We start from the raw sequence: 17,590 nt of genomic DNA on the forward strand, positions 1-17,590 counted from the left end.
TTGTTATTGGTTTGTCAGGATACTAACAAAGTACCCTGACAAACTATTTACTAGAAACTAAAACACAAGGCACTTGTTAAATAGGAATTATGGTTTTTATCGGCAAATATTTTGTCTTTACTACGCAGGTATCGGCTCTCAATGCGCCATATAAGATTATTCACCACAGTATAATCAAGATTTAACGAGTAACCAAAAGTCTGAAACCCATTAACTGTGCCGGTAGTGATAATAACCCCGTTTTTATCCTGATAATATTCTGCACGGGCAGCTACCACTAGTTTGTCGTTGGCCGCATAACGCGCAATCAACACAGGTGTGAGCCATTTGTTATAGCTAGTGCTTTTGTAAGCCTTTTGTTCGATGCCGTAATCGAAACCAACTATTACGCCCAGTTTTTTATGAACCTGCCACTGTGTATATAAATTATTGAAATACCGCCAGCGTTGTAGGCTGTCGGGCTGCTCATTGCCTATATAAGAACTCCAGTTGATGGTAATTTCTGAATTAGGTTTGAATGTAAGTTGTGTGCCAAATGCAGGTGTCTGGTTGCCATGTACTCGTTGAATGCGTTGCCAGCCATTTAGAACCAATGCAGCCAGAAACCATTTCTCGTTACGTGAGGTGTAAGATAATCTGGCTCCTGATTCATAATAAGGCGAGTTTTCGGCTAATAAACTTCTGGTCAGATTCCATGCATCTTTGCCAATAGCACTTTCAAAACCAATATGAGAAGGCATAATGCCAGCATCAAACCAGAGATTATTCTTTTTAGAAATTTTAAACCCAATATTGGCTTCATAAATATTTTTCAGAAGCCCCTGTTCGCCTGCCAAGTTATACTGAGCATAAGTGCCTGCTATAATGCCAATATTAGCCCGAATTTTATCGGTATTATAACTGGCTTTCAGTAAACCCAGATTCAGGTTTAGTTCGTTATGTCGGTTATGATTATATAAAAACGCCGCCTTTTCATGATTGGCCGGATTACTGAAATCATAACTGTAATAGGTTTCTATGTAACCCGAAAATGTTAGTGGATTGCTTTGTTGGGCATTTGCTTGCATACTTATGCAAGCAAATGCCATTAAAAATAGTTTTTTCATTGAGTGATGCCTGTGCTAGGCTTTTTGTTGTACTTATAATTTGTATGGTAACAGGCCGTGGCTTGAAAAATACTTTGGTAGAGGATGTACCTACTTCATTTCGTCAAGCTCTACGTTTAAGGCTAATACATTAATGGTTTCAGGACCAAATAAACCCAGAATTGGTTTTTTAGTATGTGCGTTGATGAGTGCCAGAATTTTATCTGCTGAAATCCTTCTGGCTTCAGCAATGCGTTTTACCTGAATACGGGCTGAGGCAGGCGAAATGTCAGGGTCGAGACCACTACCCGAGGCAGTAACCATTTCGGCAGTAATGGCCGATTGTGGTATTTTAGGATTATGAACCCGAAAAGAATCAATCCGTGCCTGTACAGTAGCCAGATAGTCGGGGTTGCTTGGGGCTTTATTACTACCTGCCGACCCCGCGGCATTATAAGCTACTGCCGAAGGACGCCCCCAGAAGTATTTATCAGCCGTGAACGACTGCCCTAATTGCTTATAACCTACTGTTTTACCATTTACCTGTATAATTTCGCCTTTGCCTTTATTTGGGACTAACTGGGCAAAACCTGTAATAATAAGCGGATAAATTATTGCGAATAGCACCATACTTACCAATGTAAGTCTGATAGCCGAAAATAGATTTTTCATGATTTTACTAGATGAAAAGTGAAACAGCAAGGTCGATAATTTTGATGCCTATAAAAGGTACAATAATACCGCCCAAACCATAAATTAATAAATTACGACGAAGAATGGCACTTGCTCCGATAGGCTTGTAGGCAACGCCTTTTAAAGCCAGCGGAATTAATAAAGGAATAATAATGGCATTAAAAATAACTGCCGATAAAATAGCACTTTCAGGACTATGCAACCCCATGATATTAAGACCTTGTAAGGCAGGAATTGTAGCAATAAACAAAGCAGGTACAATAGCAAAATATTTGGCTACATCGTTAGCAATAGAAAAAGTAGTTAACGTGCCGCGTGTCATGAGTAACTGCTTGCCAATTTCTACAATTTCAATCAGTTTTGTAGGGTCGTTGTCTAAATCGACCATGTTACCTGCTTCTTTTGCTGCCTGAGTGCCGCTATTCATGGCTACTCCTACATCGGCTTGGGCTAGTGCAGGCGCATCATTAGTGCCATCGCCCATCATGGCAACTAGTTTGCCCGATTGCTGCTCCTTACGGATATACTGCATTTTATCTTCAGGTTTAGCTTCTGCAATGAAGTCGTCAACGCCGGCTTTGTCGGCAATGTATTTAGCCGTCAGAGGGTTGTCGCCTGTTACCATTACGGTTTTAACACCCATTTTACGTAAACGCTCGAAACGTTCCTGAATACCTGTTTTAATAATATCCTGTAATTCAATTACACCCAATACTTTTTCATTTTCGGCTACTACAAGCGGAGTTCCCCCGTTGCTTGAGATGGTTTTTACTCTTTCAGTAGTTTCGTTCGGAAATATATTTCCGGCATTTTCAACTAATTTCTTGATTGCATCGAAAGCTCCTTTTCTTATTCTTGTGCCTTCAAAGTCGATACCTGAGCTACGGGTTTCGGCCGTGAATTTAATAAAAGTAGGCTTGCTTATCGGGTAACTGTTGGCATTAACACCCGCTAACTCAATAATTGATTTACCCTCAGGAGTTTCGTCGGCCATTGAACTTAATACAGCCGCTCTGATAAAGGTTTGGCCATTAATACCTTTAACAGGATAAAAATGTGTGGCCTTCCGATTACCGATGGTGATAGTACCTGTTTTGTCAAGTAGTAACACATCAATGTCGCCCGCAGTTTCTACGGCTTTGCCTGACTTCGTGATAACGTTTGCACGCAAGGCTCTGTCCATTCCGGCAATACCAATTGCTGAAAGTAACCCTCCGATGGTGGTAGGAATCAGGCAGACAAAGAGAGAAATAAACGCCGCAATTGTAATGGGGGTTTGTGCGTAGTCGGCAAAAGGTTTTAGCGTTACGCATACAATGATAAAAATCAATGTAAAGGCAGCCAGTAGAATAGTTAAAGCAATTTCGTTGGGTGTTTTTTGTCGGCTGGCTCCCTCTACCAATGCAATCATTTTATCCAGAAAACTTTCGCCAGGTTGGGTGCTTACAATAACCTTAATTTTGTCTGATAATACCTTTGTGCCTCCGGTTACACTACTTTTATCTCCGCCTGCCTCACGAATCACAGGAGCCGACTCACCAGTAATCGCACTTTCATCAATAGTTGCTAGTCCTTCAATAATCTCACCATCGGTAGGAATAATATCTCCGGGTTCACAAATAAAAACATCGCCTTTTTTCAGTAAAGAAGACGGAATAACCTGTATTTCGTTCAGGTACATTTCGCCTACTGTCTGAACCAGTTTGGCGGGTGTCTCTTCGCGCGTTTTACGTAGGCTATTGGCTTGTGCTTTGCCTCTTGCTTCGGCGAGAGCCTCTGCAAAATTGGCAAATAATAAAGTAATAAAGAGTATTAAAAATACAATGATATTATAAGCAAGGCTACCTTGATTACTGGCCCCCAAAAAGATAGCAATGCATACAATGAGCATAATGAATGTTCCGATTTCGACTGTAAACATCACAGGATTCCGAAACATGATTCGAGGATTCAGTTTAATAAAAGACTGCCCGATGGCTTCCTTTACTAAAGTTTTGTCGAATAATGATATTTGATTATTTCTGTTCATGGAAGTAGCTTATTTAAATAAAGTAAAGTGTTCGGCGAAAGGCCCAAGAGCCAACGCCGGAAAAAATGACAAAGCCGCAATGATAGCTATTACAGCAAAGGTCATAATGCCAAAGGTTGGAGTGTCTGTTTGTAGTGTTCCGGCACTTTCAGGAATATACTTCTTGCTGGCTAATAATCCGGCAATGGCTATTGGCCCTATAATGGGTATAAATCTGCTTAATAGAAGTACAATGCCTGTACTGATATTCCAGAATGGGTTATTGTCGCCAAGCCCTTCAAATCCACTACCATTATTGGCTGCGCTTGAGGTGTATTCATAGAGCATTTCTGAAAATCCATGATACCCGGGGTTATTAAGCCAGCCTGTGGCCTTGCCGTTAAACCACCAACCCATAGAGGCATCATTTGCGGTCAGGTAAGCAGCAATGGCGGTTCCGCTTAAAATAAGTAAGGGGTGAAGAATAGCGATAATAGCTGCAATTTTTACTTCGCGTGCCTCAACCTTTTTGCCCAGAAACTCAGGCGTGCGGCCAACCATCAGCCCTGAGATGAACACACCCAATATAATAAAGATGTAGTAGTTGAGTATCCCAACGCCACAACCTCCATAAAAGGCGTTTATCATCATGGCTAGTAATTGCATGGCTCCTGACAAGGGCATACTGCTGTCGTGCATACTATTAACCGAACCAGTTGAGATAACCGTGGTTGCAATACTCCAGTAGGCAGAAGCGGCTGCGCCAAAACGTACTTCTTTGCCTTCCATGTTACCAGTGGTCTGGGTTATTCCCATCTGGCTGATAGCCGGATTCCCGTTTGTTTCGGCAATAATAGTAGGAATTGTAAGGGCTAGAAAACCGACTGTCATGACACCAAAAATAGACCATGCAAGTTTTTTACGTTTCAGGTAAAAACCAAGTGCGAAAATCATAGCAAACGGAATAAGCATCTGGGCTACCATCTCTACCATGTTAGTGAAGTAATTGGGGTTTTCGAGCGGGTGTGCCGAGTTGGCACCAAAAAAACCACCACCGTTGGTTCCGAGATGTTTAATAGCAATAAAAGCAGCGGCGGGCCCTCTTGATACCTGAATCGAATCGCCCTGTAAAGTTGTAATGTTGTCTTTGCCTTCAAAGGTCATAGGCGTGCCGTTCCATACCAGAATAATAGCAATGACAATAGACACCGGCAGCAATATGCGGGTACAGCTTTTTAAGAAATAATTGTAAAAGTTGCCCAGCCTCTCGGCTTGCCGCTCACGCATGGCATTAAATAGTACGGCACAAGCGGCCATACCCACAGCAGCCGAAACAAAATGCAGATACATAAGCCCCACTAACTGTGTCAGATACGAAACTCCGGTTTCGCCTGAGTAATGTTGCAGGTTGCAATTCACCATAAAGGATATAGCCGTATTGAATGCCAAATCAGGCGACATGGATGGATTACCGTCTGGATTAAGGGGTAACCAACCCTGATTCATTAAGATAAGCATACTCAGAAAGAACCAAACAACGTTGATGCCCAGTAAGGCTATCAGGTGTTGTTTCCAGTTCATTTCTGTGGTAGCATCAATACCGCTGAAACGATAGAAAAACTTTTCGATAGGGTTGAAAACAGGGTCTAGTAAAGTTTTTTCACCTGTGTAAACCCGGGCAATGTATTTCCCGAAGGGAATAGCCAACAGAAGCGTGGCCAAAAACATGGCAATTATGCCTGATATTTCGGTGTTCATAAGATTTAGAATTTTTCAGGTTTAAGTAATACATACACGAGGTATCCGAAAACCAGTATCGATAAAATGAATAAGGCTGTCATGATTTTTAGATTTTTTCAAAAAAGTGAATTGACTTGTAGCATATCCAGAAAAGGAGTCCGCCCAGAGTAATTAAAATGAATGTTGTCATTGGTTTAATAAATAGTTATGCTCAACTAATGCCAATGTTTATGCCTATTTTTGGGAAATAATGTTAAGTGTCTGTAAATGAATAATTTATAATTGATTGTAGAGGGAGGAGATATAAAAAAAGCCTATCAAAATGATAGGCTTTTCTCAAAATGAGGAAATCTAAAAAACAATATTTAAGGTAAAGTTTTATCGGTAATGGCTTAGTTACAAGCCATATTCTTCAATTTTTCTATATAGGGTGGCAATGCCAATTTCGAGTAATCGGGCGGTTTCGGCCTTGTTGCCTTTGGTATAATTGAGTACTTTCTGGATATGCAGTTTTTCGACACTTGCCATCGAAAATGCCGACAAAGTACCTTTAGGGTTTGGTTTAGGCTGCTGAATATCAAATGGTAATAAATCGGCTGTAAGCGTGTTGCTATCAGCCAGAATAACCGCTCTTTCAATAATATTTTTCAGTTCACGGATATTCCCGACCCAAGTATAGTTTTCCAGCTTTTCGAGACATTCAGCATCAATATTTATGATACGTTTATTTGTCTTATCTGAAAACTGTTGCATAAAATGCGTGGCCAGTAGTTCAATATCCTTCACCCGTTCCCGAAGCGGTGGCAGATGTATTTCAAAAACATTCAGCCGGAAATACAAGTCAGCGCGGAAATGATTTGCTTCATACTCCTGCTTTAAGTCTCGGTTAGTAGCTGCTATTAATCTGAAATTTGATTTAGTAGGTTTGGTATCACCCAACTTAATAAATTCGTTCGTTTCGAGTACCCTCAATAATTTGGCTTGAAGCTCCAATGGCATTTCTCCGATTTCGTCCAGTAGTAGTGTGCCTCCGTTGGCTTCCTCAATTAAGCCTTTTTTATCTTTGATAGCCCCCGTAAAAGCCCCTTGTTTATGCCCGAATAACTCGCTTTCCAGAATATCTTTACTAAATGTACTGCAATTGAGCATTACAAAAGTTTTACCAGCCCTTTGGCTGGCCTGATGTATTCCTTGTGCAAAAACTTCTTTACCCGTTCCGGTTTCGCCAGTCAGCAAAACTGTTGTATCAATCGGGGCTACCTTTTTGGCTAGTTCGATTGCCTGTTGAATAGCCTTTGACTTGCCAATAATAGCATCAAACGAAAACTTTTCACCTACGCGTTTTTCGAGGTCTTTTACTTTTTTCTGTAACTGTACTTTCTCAATAGCCCTATGTAGTAGCGGAATAATTTTTTCGTTGTCGTCGCCTTTCACGATGTAGTCAAAAGCACCGTTTTTCATGGCTCTTACACCATCGTTTATGTTTCCATAAGCTGTTAGTAAAATGACTTCTACTATTGGGCGCACCAATTTTATTTTGGGTAATAAATCAACCCCGTTGCCGTCAGGTAGCTTTACGTCTGACAGTACCACATCTATCTCATGTTGTTCTAATTTTTTTAAACCAGACCTGCAATCTCCTGCTTCTATTACCTCAAAACCTTCCGACTGAATAATGCGTGCCAGTAGCGTTCTGAGTTTTTCTTCATCATCTATAATTAATACTGTTTTCATTTGCTGGTTTGGTTAACACTCTTCAGGGCTTTTTTTTCGCCGCCCAGAAAATGGCATTCCTGAATAAAGTTTTGTAGGCTTCGTTATCAAATAACTCTGGCGAATGCCCCATGAATATATATACATTTCGTGCTTTTACTTTCTCGTTAGTCCATATTACAGGGTGGTCACCCATTTTTATCGGGGTATCAGGTGTGTAAGAGTTTTCATCGACACTTGCAATCACATGCACATTTGCCCGTGGACTTTTATTATAGGTATACCATTCTTCTTTATTTATCAGGAAAGGTGTTGGCACGCCACGCATGATGGGGTGGGTGCGGTCTTCAACGTTTACTTTTCCGGCCACAAATGTAGCAATGTAATTGGTATATCTGATGCCTCCCATAAAGCCAGAAAACCATTGCCACATCGGGAAACCGTCAAATTCGCCAAGTAAAGTAGCATGATGGAAACCAATCCAACCACCTTTACCTTCTTCAATATACTTAATAAATGCGCTGGCTGCTTTTTCTTTCCAGCCATAAGGTGGGTAGTCGAGTTGGATAAAGAGCTGATACTGGCTCAGAAAGTTTTCGCTGATTGCATCGGTGTTCTGTATATAATCAATAGAAAAACTACTATCGGCCGCTAACTGATTGAGCCACGCACTGGCTCGGGTAGAATACTGGATATGATGCCCGCCGCTTTCAGCCAGAGCTAAAACTTTAAATTTGTTTTGAGCATGACCACTCAGGTAAAACAGAAACAGAATATAAAATAAAAATGGGGTTTTCATGAAAGAATAGTATTTAGTGCCTGCCCATAAAACGGCATTGCATATAAATTGAACAAGCACCTGTAAGTGCTACAAAACAACATAATTTTAACAGATTGCCCATAGTTTTTTCTTTAAAATTAACTATTTTATAAAGGGGGATAAAATACTGTTATCTTATTTTTAAGGAATTATTAATAGGTATATCTTCGGAAATGTACCCAAAAATTAGTATTTTCGCTTTTACCACCAAAGATAAAACTTATGCGAAAAGAAAAAGAAAATGTTTTTCTGCGATTACCAAAAATTATTCTAAATCTATTTATCAGCTTTTTTGTCGATGATGAAACCAGAAGTAACGACCGTTCTAAGTACAAGTTTGCGAAAGAAGTACGTGAAGCCAAAGTTACAATAAAACGACTTTTTAAAGACTTCTTCCTGATTTCGCTAGGAGTATTGTCGGCAGGGTTCGGTCTGGATGGTTTCCTGTTGCCAAACGATTTCATCGATGGGGGTGCAACTGGCATCTCACTACTTATTACAGCCGTTACTGGTTATCCACTTTCTTTAATGCTCATCCTCATCAATATCCCTTTTATTATTATAGGGCTTACGGTTGTAGGCAAAGAATTTGCTATTAAAACAGCCATTGGTATTGTGGCACTCTCGTTGGCAGTAGCATTAATTCCATACCCCGAAATTACTCATGATAAACTACTTACCTCAGTGTTTGGTGGTTTCTTTTTAGGTTTGGGTATCGGAATGGCCATGAGAGGCGGTGGCGTTATTGATGGAACCGAGGTTTTGGCCATCACACTTAGCCGTAGAATGAGCCTTACCATTGGTGATGTAATTCTGGTGATAAACGTCATTATATTTTCGGTTGCTGCCTACGTGTTATCTATCGAGACAGCCCTTTATTCGATGCTTACTTATCTTTCTGCCTCTAAAACTGTCGATTTTGTCATTGAAGGGATTGAAGAATATACCGGCGTAACTATTATTTCACTTAAGCCCATGGAAATCAAGAAAATGATTATTGAAGAAATGGGGCGTGGGGTAACCGTTTATAAAGGCGAAAGAGGTTTTGGAAAAACAGGTTACACAGAAGGGGAAACAAAAATTGTTTATACTGTTATTACTCGTCTTGAAGTAAGTAAACTCAACCTTGAAATTGAGAAAATAGACCCTAACGCCTTCGTAATCATGACTAGTATTAAGGATACCAAAGGTGGAATGATAAAAAAACGCTCGGTTCCACATTAAATACTGTCAGACTAAATCCGAAGCAGGCAATTACTTTTTCAGAACAGTTATGTAGTTTTGTGCAAGTTTCTTAATAAGCATAAAACTACATAATTTCTTACAAATGGCTCTTATTTTACCAGTTAAAGGCATAAGCCCGACTTGGGGCGAAAATTGTTGGTTTTCTCCGAATGCCACTATCGTTGGCGATGTTACCATGGGGAAAGATTGCACGGTTTGGTTCAACGCAGTTATTCGTGGCGATGTAAACTCAATTATTATGGGTGATAGAGTGAATATTCAGGATGGTGCCGTCATTCATTGTACTTACCAGAAAACTAAAACAATTATTGGTAATAATGTAAGTATTGCACACAATGCCATTGTACATGGCTGTGTTATTGAAGATAAAGTATTAATTGGTATGGGGGCTATTATCATGGACGGCGCCGTCATAGGCACAGGCTCAATTATAGCGGCCGGAGCCATTATTACACAAAATACAGTGGTGCCGCCTAACTCGATTTATGCGGGTAATCCGGCTAAGTTTTTAAAGGCAGTTACACCCGAACTGGAAGAAGTATTTATGCGAACAGCAAATAATTATGTAATGTATGCCGAGTGGTTTAAAGAATAATTTATGTAATCGATTAACTATGCAAAATTTGACTTAAACTAATACAAAACGGTTGATATGCCTTAAAATTGGTGTATTTTTGACCGTTTTTTGTTTTTTTAAACCTATATTTGTGCCCAAAAAAGCTCAAAAGTGTGGAGTACGCAAGTTTAGGTGATGACATACTAGTCAAACTTATGAGTTTGGGAGATAAGGAGGCTTTTGGGGAGATTTATCGTCGGTACTGGCGTAAATTATTCCAGAAAGCCCAACGTAAAGTCTATGCAAAAGAAATAGTTGAAGAACTGGTGCAGGATATCTTCGTTACACTCTGGGAAAGACGCGCTACACAAAAAATACAGACGCTGGAGCCTTATCTTTTCACGGCTCTTAAGTATCAGATTATTACACACATCAAAAAACAGGTATTGGAAGAAAAATTCGTTACCTACACTACCACCGAAAGCTACGAAGAAGAAAATAGCCTTGAAGAAAAAATTGCTTACGACGATTTAACCCAATCGATTGAACAAGCTATTGAACAATTACCTGAAAAAACGCAACATATTTTTCGTCTTAACAGGTTAGAAGGAAAAACTACCAAAGAAATTGTTGCCATCCTGAATATTCCTGAAAGAACAGTTGAGTATCATATTTCTCAGTCGCTTCGTTTTATGCGCGAGCACCTCAAAGAGTTCATTACTTGGGGGTTACTGCTTTTTTTTTATCATAAATAATATGATATATGCACCGGATAATTCGAGCAAGTAAAATATTTTAGTTTGCTTATCATCTCATACTTTCTATTTTTTTGCCTTAGGTCAATCTTAAATCTCTTTCTTACAGGTATCGGCCACTTTTTCATCTTTTAATAATCAAGCCCTTTACTTAGAAAAAATCGTATTGTATTTTTTAAAGAAGTTTTTATAAAAAGTTGCTTTTTGTGGTATTATTTAAAGAATTTACAAAACTATTTGCGGTTTTTTATGGCAATAACATACATAGTTAATAGAAAGAAACGATATGCTATTTAATGAAAAGCCGTAAAGCATTTGGTAAACTCCTCCAGAAATATTTAGATGGGAAATGTAATGAGTCAGAAAAACATCTGGTTGAACAGTGGTACGAACTGATTGACGAAGAACCCCGACAAAACTATACAGAAACCGAATGGCAAGAGTTAGAATATAAATTATGGCGAAAAATTGAAAAAGATGCCTTTGAAACTGCTGATACCGAAGAAATATCAGGCTTTAGTTTCTGGCGTTCGTATCGTATCAGCATTGCTGCTTCGGTTACCCTTTTAATGGGTTTGGGCGTATGGTGGTATATCAGTATGCAAAACAGTAAGCCAACAATTGCAAATACAGAGCAAGTTAAAAATGAGATGAATCTCATGGATAATACTTCCGCTAAGCCTATCAGAATAGATTTGGAAGATGGAAGTACCGTAACACTAAGTCCACACAGCCAACTTCAGTATCCCAATCAATTTGCTGCGAACAAGAGAGAAGTACAACTAACGGGCGAAGCCCTTTTTGAAGTCAGTAAAAATCCTGAACGACCATTTTATGTTATTACAGACAAACTTGTTACCAAAGTGCTTGGAACCAGTTTTTATGTACGCACCGTAGCCGCTACACAAAACGTAGAGGTAGAAGTACTTACAGGCAAGGTGTCAGTTTATGAAAAGGAAAAAGTAAATAACCAGAATCCGGGTGTGGTACTTACGCCTAACCATAAGGTTACTTTCTTTGCGCTAGAGAAACATTTCATTACCGGTTTGGTTGAAAAACCATTGCCACAGATTAAATCGATTGGTAGCCAGCCAGATACTTTTGAATTTGATGATGCGCCTATCGGAGACGTAATCAGCAAATTAGAAAGGGTCTATGGCATTGATATTGAACTTGAAAGCGAAAAACTGAGTTCGTGCCCGTTAACAGCCGATATAACCCAGCAGCCTTTATATACCAAACTGGATATAATATGTGCAACAATTAATGGCAAATATGAAGTGAAAGGAACCACTATCCTGATTACAGGTAAAGGATGTGAGTAAGAAATGCCAAAACCAGAACAGTATCTATTCAACCTTAATAAAGCTAACCATCTATTCGCTCGGGAGTATGTTTACTTGTTGCAGTATAAAATACATAATAACAGGTAGGCATACTCCTCTATTAACCAGCATCTATTTAACCTTAACAAATATAACCTATACCAGAGTCTCTATTAAACGCTAACCCCATATAAAATATATGATTAAAAAATAACAGATGTTTGCCATATAATAAAAAAAAGCTGACAATGGTACCAGCATTGTCAGCCCTACATGCCCTAGTAATGTTTTCGCTGCTCGTGAAAATCAGGGCTTCTTTTGTCAAATTCTTACCTCTAACAAAATTGTTCAAATGTATGAAAAAAAGATTACAAACAAGTAAAATCTTGCTACTTGCTATGAAAATTTCTGCTGTTCAGCTTGTATTGGCAATGATTTTCGTTACTGTTTCGTACGCTTATGATTCAAAAGCACAAGAGTTTTTGAATAAGTCGGTGTCGTTAAAAGCCGAAAATCAGAGTCTTCGTATGGTATTGGGAATGATTGAAGAACAGACCGAAGTAAAATTTGTGTATAGCTCTAAAGCCATTCATGCCAACCGAAAAGTAAACTACACAGTTTCTGGACAAAAACTATCTGAAGTATTAGAGTCTCTATTGAAACCAATGCAAGTGAATTATCGCATTATTGGTGGGCAGATTATTCTGAATTGGGAAGATAAACAAGCCTTGATAGAGAATATTGAGCCTGCTGAAATGCTTGAAAAGGAAGCAAAAGAGGCAGTGGTAGACCAACCCATTAAAGGAAAAGTAACTGATAAAGATGGCGGCGGCGGTTTGCCAGGGGTAAGCGTAACCATAAAAGGAACAACACGCGGTGTAACTACTGATGCCAACGGTGAGTATTCAATTGTAGTACCTAACGATAAATCAGTTTTAGTATATAGTTTTTTGGGCTATGAAAAACAAGAGGTTACTGTTGGCAACCGTACTACTATTGATATTGTACTGGGTTCTGATATGAAATCATTAGACGAAGTGATAGTGGTAGGGTATGGCACTCAGAAGAAAGCCAATCTTACAGGAGCGGTATCGAGCATTGATGCGGCTGCTATCGAGAATCGTCCGGCGAGTAATCTGGCAACAGCCATGCAGGGCATGAGTCCGGGCTTGATTATTACCCGCACAAGTGGCCAGCCCGGTAGCGAAGATATAGGCATTCAGATTCGTGGGGCAACTACTGCCAATGGCTCAGTAAGCCCGCTGGTAGTGTTAGATGGGGTAGCTGTACCAAGCAATACCCTGCAAACCATGAACCCTAACGATGTTGAAAGTATCAGTGTATTGAAAGATGCTGCTGCCGCAGCCATTTATGGGGCGCAAGCTGCTGGTGGGGTTATTCTGGTAACGACCAAAAAAGGTAAAGCCGGAAAAATCACTTTCGATTATCTGGCACAACAAGGCACCGACTGGGCTATTAATGTGCCGGGTAGGATGTCTTTATTGGAAGAGGCAGAGTTTGCCAACCTTGCAAGAGCCAATTCGGGTAGTGGCCCAGAATATAACGCAGACGATATTCAACGTATTAAAGACGGAATCCCTTACGTAGTGAATCCGGTTGACACCAGTACGTATCTTTTTTACAATCAGGTTCCTTTAACAGACCAGATTCTCAGAAAATACTCATCGATGCGTACGCATAATTTAACTATGCGCGGAGGTACCGACAAACTCAACTTCCTGATTTCAGGAGGATACTATGGAAAAGATGGGGTCTTTAAGGTAGGGCCTGATAGCTATGACAGATACAATTTACGTATTAATCTGGGGGCGCAATTAACCAAGTTTTTTTCTTTAGATTCGCGTCTTTCTTATACCAACGATAAAACCGAGACGTCTTCGGCAGGTATAAACGGGCAAGGCTTGTTGTATCAGATTTATCGTTTGCGCACACGTACGCCATTCTTTACGCCAGAAGGCCGCTACAATGGTGCTGGTTCGGCCGCCACGGCTTATGCTTCAATGGAAGCAGGTGGTTTTAACGATTACAGACGTAATTATTTTGATGGAGTATTTACCTTGAAAGCCGCTGAGTTCGTAAAAGGCTTGAATCTAAGAGCTGTATTAGGTACGCAATACCGCCGTGGCGACAGAGAGGTATTTAACCGTACTGTGCCATTGTGGGGTAAATCCAGAATTCTGAGTTATCTGAATCAGGTAAACTCGTATAACTTAACAAACGAGCTTACGACCAATACCAATCTGCAATTACTGGCTAATTATGATAAACAATTTGCCGGAAAACACAATTTAGGTTTATTTGCTGGGTATCAGTGGGAGGCCTTCCGTTTCTCTTCTTTCTATACTGCTGCCTCAAACCTAGTAAGCAACGACCTGCCAACGCTGAATCTGGGTGACGATAAAACCAAAAGCAATAGCCAGAATATTTATGCCTATGCGTATCAATCAATATTTGGTAGAGTTAATTATAATTTTGATGATAGATACTTGCTGGAAGGAACTTTACGTTCCGACGAAAGTTCGCGTCTGGCTCCGGGGTTCCGTGTTAAAGTATTTCCTTCCGCGTCAGCAGGTTGGAATATCCACCGTGAAGCGTGGTTCGCCAATCAGTTAAGGTTCATTTCAGAATTCAAGTTAAGAGCCTCATGGGGGCGTTTAGGTGGTGCATTGGGTAATACGCTAGGATACTACGATTACCTCAATCAGCTAAGCCGTAGTGCTTCTTTAGTATTGGGCGATTCTCGAACTTCATACATTTATCAGAGCTCTATTCCGTCGGCACAATTATCATGGGAAACCATCGAGACTTCAAACTTTGGTGCTGATTTCGGATTCTTCCAGAATAAATTACAGGTAAGTGCCGACTATTACGTAAAATATAACCGTAATATGTTAACTCCTCAGCAATTGCCGGCCGTAATTGGTATCGGTACGCCTCGCAAAAACAATGGTGAACTAAAATCATGGGGTTGGGAGTTAGAAGCGCGTTACCGTGGTAATATCGGGCAGAGCTTCTCTTATAACATAGCAGCAAACGTATCTGACAACCAGAATAAACTTCTCAACTTCTCGGGCCGCAGAGTAATTAGTGCAGGCACAAACAGCATTATTGAAGGATACCCGCTTAATACTATCTGGGGGTATCAGACGGCAGGTTATTTTACTAGCACTGATGAAGTAAAAGCATGGGCATTTCAGGATAATCGCACTGGAGCAGGTGATGTAAAATATATTGACCAGAACGGCGACGGCAAATTAACCATCGGTAATGGTAATATTGATAACCATGGCGACTTGGTGTTATTAGGTACTACTCAGCCGCGTTATTTGTTTGGAGTAACCTTAGGGTTCCAATGGAAAAATATCGATTTCTCAGCCTTTGTGCAAGGTGTTGGTAAACGTAGTTACCGCCCTAATGCCGAAAATATCGCTCCGCTTCTGGTTACATGGAAACAGGCTTTAGCGGTACACAGAGACTACTGGACACCTGAAAACCCTGATGCTTTGTATCCGAGACCTTACGTAGGTGGTACACACAATTATCTGCCGTCAGACAAATGGGTACTAAATGCCAGCTACGCCCGTTTGAAAAACATTCAGGTTGGCTACACGCTTCCTGTTAAATGGACATCCAGAATTAATATTTCAAGAGCAAGATTTTTCTTCTCAGGCCAAGACCTCCTTACGGTGTCTGCTCTGGGTAAATTTAAAGGCTTGTTCGACCCTGAAAACCGCGATAACGTCGATAACGACTATCCGTTTTTTGCTACGGCATCGGTGGGTTTAAATCTTTCATTTTAATTAGGAAATATTACTTGAACTATCCAAATAGTATTTGAATATGAAATCATTCATAAAATATATATCATTAACCGTCGCTGTTTTGGTAGGTGTAACGGCTTGCGACGTAAACCGATTACCAGAAACCAGTATCAGCGATGCTACTTTCTGGCGTTCAGAGGCTGATTTAAAATCGGCGGCCAATTATCTGTACACTTTTTTGCCGGGTTTTAATAACGAAGATGTCTGGTCAGACGATGCCGTTGGTCTGGCTTCTAATAGCATCAGCGATGGTTCACGACTGGCACCTGCTACCGATGGTAATTATAACACACCCTATTCGTTAATAAGAGCAGCCAATAATATTATCGAGAAAGCTCCAAAAGCCACAGCAGCAGGCCAGGCAGCTATTGACCGATATACGGCAGAAGCACGTTTTTTCAGAGCATGGGCTTATTTTTCGTTGGTACAGAAATATGGCGATGTGCCTTTGATTCTTAAAACCCTTGACGACACCTCGCCTGAATTGACGGCTCCTGCTACTGCCCGCGCACAAATCTACGAGCAGATTTATCAGGACCTTGACTTTGCAGCCGGTAAGTTGCCAACACCAACAGCGTTGGGGTCGGCCGATTATGGTCGTATTTCTAATACCGCGGCACTTGCATTTAAGGCCAGAGTTGCACTTTTTGAAGGTACGCGCTCAAAATTTCATAACTACGGTAACCCTAACACCCATTTGTCGGCAGCAGTAGCAGCAGCAAAGGCTGTGATGGATAGCAAACAACACGATTTGTTTGCCAATTACTTTAACCTTTTTCAGTACGAAGGTGAGGGCCGTCAGAACCGTGAAAACATCATTGTAAGACAATACGGCGTTGCTGTTACCGACCGCGTAAGTACCCATGCTTATTATAGAGGCACACTTGAAAATGGTAACCTTAGCCCAACCAAAAGTCTGGTTGATTCTTATTTAATGAAAGATGGCTTGCCAATTTCACAATCGCCTTTATACAAAACACCTACTACTTCGCTAGAGGTTTTCGCTAACCGCGACGAACGCATGGGGGCTACTATCATGAAAAAGGGCGATTCTTACATGGGTACAAAACCTGTTTTTGATATTGCGCCTTTGGTATTTAATAAAACAGGATTCACTTTTCGTAAATACTCAAACCTTGACGACTGGGTTACGCAAGCATCTTTAATGGACCGTGTTATTTTACGTTATGCCGAGGTACTTCTTACTTATGCCGAAGCAAAATTTGAGTTAGAAGGGCAAATCAGCGATGCAGACCTGAATATATCGGTAAACTTACTCCGCGACAGGGCTAAGATTGCCAGATTGAGCAATGCCTTTGTAGGAGCTAATGGTTTAGATATGCGCGAAGAACTTCGCCGTGAACGCCGTGTTGAACTGGCACAGGAAAGTTTCCGCTACTGGGATATTATCCGTTGGAAAACCGCTGAAACAGAGCTTCCAAAACCAGTATTAGGCAACTATTTCTTCAAAGATGAGTTCGGAACTTCAGTTACCGTTAATCTTACAGCCGATAAATACATTTTAGTACAGAATGCCAGTTTCCGTAAGTTTGACCCCCAAAGAGACTACTTGTGGCCTTTGCCAATTAATGAAATCTCTCTGAATTCAAATCTGAAACAAAATCCTAAATGGTAATGTATTTTTAAATGAGCAGGCTAGAAGGCTATTAAAAATACTCATTAATTACTGTTTATTAAGTTTCCTTCTCTGGTCAAGAGAAGGAAACTATTTATCTGTAAACCCGATTCTGCTAAATCCCACACCATAAAACTCCTGTTATTTATTACTAACCTTTGAGCGTATTCTT

General features: G+C 40.4%; 13 protein-coding genes. 6 read left to right on the forward strand and 7 right to left on the reverse strand.

Annotated elements, in window-relative coordinates:
• Nucleotides 1-50: 50 nt before the first annotated feature.
• From WAA15_RS18580 to WAA15_RS18610, 7 genes are all read right to left on the reverse strand, one after another.
• The gene (locus tag WAA15_RS18580; protein WP_337044328.1) at nt 51-1,106 is read right to left on the reverse strand and encodes a porin; all 1,056 of its coding nucleotides are present in this window, start codon (nt 1,104-1,106) and stop codon (nt 51-53) included.
• 90 nt (nt 1,107-1,196) lie between these two features.
• Entirely contained in the window at nt 1,197-1,760 is a 564-nt protein-coding gene (locus tag WAA15_RS18585; RefSeq protein ID WP_337044417.1) for a K(+)-transporting ATPase subunit C, read from the reverse strand.
• A 4-nt stretch (nt 1,761-1,764) separates the two neighbouring features.
• The gene (kdpB, locus tag WAA15_RS18590) at nt 1,765-3,807 is read right to left on the reverse strand and encodes a potassium-transporting ATPase subunit KdpB (RefSeq protein WP_337044329.1); all 2,043 of its coding nucleotides are present in this window, start codon (nt 3,805-3,807) and stop codon (nt 1,765-1,767) included.
• Between the two features lie 9 nt (nt 3,808-3,816).
• Nucleotides 3,817-5,544, reverse strand: a complete 1,728-nt coding sequence (gene kdpA, locus WAA15_RS18595; RefSeq protein WP_337044330.1) for a potassium-transporting ATPase subunit KdpA — start codon at nt 5,542-5,544, stop codon at nt 3,817-3,819.
• A 5-nt stretch (nt 5,545-5,549) separates the two neighbouring features.
• Entirely contained in the window at nt 5,550-5,627 is a 78-nt protein-coding gene (gene kdpF / locus WAA15_RS18600; protein ID WP_101726280.1) for a K(+)-transporting ATPase subunit F, read from the reverse strand.
• Nucleotides 5,628-5,922: 295 nt separating this feature from the next.
• Nucleotides 5,923-7,260: a sigma-54-dependent transcriptional regulator gene (locus tag WAA15_RS18605; RefSeq protein ID WP_337044331.1), complete on the reverse strand. Its 1,338-nt coding sequence runs from the start codon at nt 7,258-7,260 to the stop codon at nt 5,923-5,925.
• Between the two features lie 22 nt (nt 7,261-7,282).
• Complete coding sequence (locus WAA15_RS18610; RefSeq protein ID WP_337044332.1) at nt 7,283-8,038, reverse strand: ThuA domain-containing protein; 756 nt, start codon at nt 8,036-8,038, stop codon at nt 7,283-7,285.
• Between the two features lie 243 nt (nt 8,039-8,281).
• Between WAA15_RS18610 and WAA15_RS18615 the strand changes: the two genes are divergently transcribed.
• The 6 genes from WAA15_RS18615 to WAA15_RS18640 all read left to right on the forward strand — a co-directional run bounded on the left by WAA15_RS18615 (nt 8,282) and on the right by WAA15_RS18640 (nt 17,418).
• Nucleotides 8,282-9,283 (forward strand): YitT family protein, encoded by a 1,002-nt coding sequence (locus WAA15_RS18615; protein ID WP_337044333.1) that lies wholly within the window; start codon nt 8,282-8,284, stop codon nt 9,281-9,283.
• Nucleotides 9,284-9,386: 103 nt separating this feature from the next.
• Nucleotides 9,387-9,899 (forward strand): gamma carbonic anhydrase family protein, encoded by a 513-nt coding sequence (locus WAA15_RS18620; protein WP_337044334.1) that lies wholly within the window; start codon nt 9,387-9,389, stop codon nt 9,897-9,899.
• A gap of 134 nt (nt 9,900-10,033) precedes the next feature.
• Nucleotides 10,034-10,615 carry an RNA polymerase sigma-70 factor gene (locus WAA15_RS18625; protein ID WP_337044335.1) on the forward strand — a complete coding sequence of 194 codons (582 nt, stop codon included), beginning with the start codon at nt 10,034-10,036 and terminating at the stop codon, nt 10,613-10,615.
• A gap of 296 nt (nt 10,616-10,911) precedes the next feature.
• Nucleotides 10,912-11,940 (forward strand): FecR family protein, encoded by a 1,029-nt coding sequence (locus tag WAA15_RS18630; protein WP_337044336.1) that lies wholly within the window; start codon nt 10,912-10,914, stop codon nt 11,938-11,940.
• A 356-nt stretch (nt 11,941-12,296) separates the two neighbouring features.
• Nucleotides 12,297-15,761, forward strand: a complete 3,465-nt coding sequence (locus WAA15_RS18635) for a SusC/RagA family TonB-linked outer membrane protein (protein WP_337044337.1) — start codon at nt 12,297-12,299, stop codon at nt 15,759-15,761.
• A gap of 40 nt (nt 15,762-15,801) precedes the next feature.
• Nucleotides 15,802-17,418 carry a RagB/SusD family nutrient uptake outer membrane protein gene (locus tag WAA15_RS18640; RefSeq protein ID WP_337044338.1) on the forward strand — a complete coding sequence of 539 codons (1,617 nt, stop codon included), beginning with the start codon at nt 15,802-15,804 and terminating at the stop codon, nt 17,416-17,418.
• Nucleotides 17,419-17,590 lie beyond the last annotated feature (172 nt).

It is taken from the genome of Emticicia sp. 17c (assembly GCF_037153985.1).
GTDB lineage: Bacteria > Bacteroidota > Bacteroidia > Cytophagales > Spirosomataceae > Emticicia.

What these genes read in the sequence shown, in the direction of transcription:
- WAA15_RS18635 (WP_337044337.1), top strand. Translation starts at nt 12,297, where the DNA reads ATGAAAAAAAGATTACAAACAAGTAAAATCTTGCTACTTGCTATGAAA.
- WAA15_RS18640 (WP_337044338.1), top strand. Translation starts at nt 15,802, where the DNA reads ATGAAATCATTCATAAAATATATATCATTAACCGTCGCTGTTTTGGTA.
- WAA15_RS18620 (WP_337044334.1), top strand. Translation starts at nt 9,387, where the DNA reads ATGGCTCTTATTTTACCAGTTAAAGGCATAAGCCCGACTTGGGGCGAA.
- kdpF (WP_101726280.1), bottom strand. Translation starts at nt 5,627, where the DNA reads ATGACAGCCTTATTCATTTTATCGATACTGGTTTTCGGATACCTCGTG.
- WAA15_RS18580 (WP_337044328.1), bottom strand. Translation starts at nt 1,106, where the DNA reads ATGAAAAAACTATTTTTAATGGCATTTGCTTGCATAAGTATGCAAGCA.
- WAA15_RS18630 (WP_337044336.1), top strand. Translation starts at nt 10,912, where the DNA reads ATGAAAAGCCGTAAAGCATTTGGTAAACTCCTCCAGAAATATTTAGAT.
- WAA15_RS18615 (WP_337044333.1), top strand. Translation starts at nt 8,282, where the DNA reads ATGCGAAAAGAAAAAGAAAATGTTTTTCTGCGATTACCAAAAATTATT.
- WAA15_RS18610 (WP_337044332.1), bottom strand. Translation starts at nt 8,038, where the DNA reads ATGAAAACCCCATTTTTATTTTATATTCTGTTTCTGTTTTACCTGAGT.
- kdpB (WP_337044329.1), bottom strand. Translation starts at nt 3,807, where the DNA reads ATGAACAGAAATAATCAAATATCATTATTCGACAAAACTTTAGTAAAG.
- WAA15_RS18605 (WP_337044331.1), bottom strand. Translation starts at nt 7,260, where the DNA reads ATGAAAACAGTATTAATTATAGATGATGAAGAAAAACTCAGAACGCTA.
- kdpA (WP_337044330.1), bottom strand. Translation starts at nt 5,544, where the DNA reads ATGAACACCGAAATATCAGGCATAATTGCCATGTTTTTGGCCACGCTT.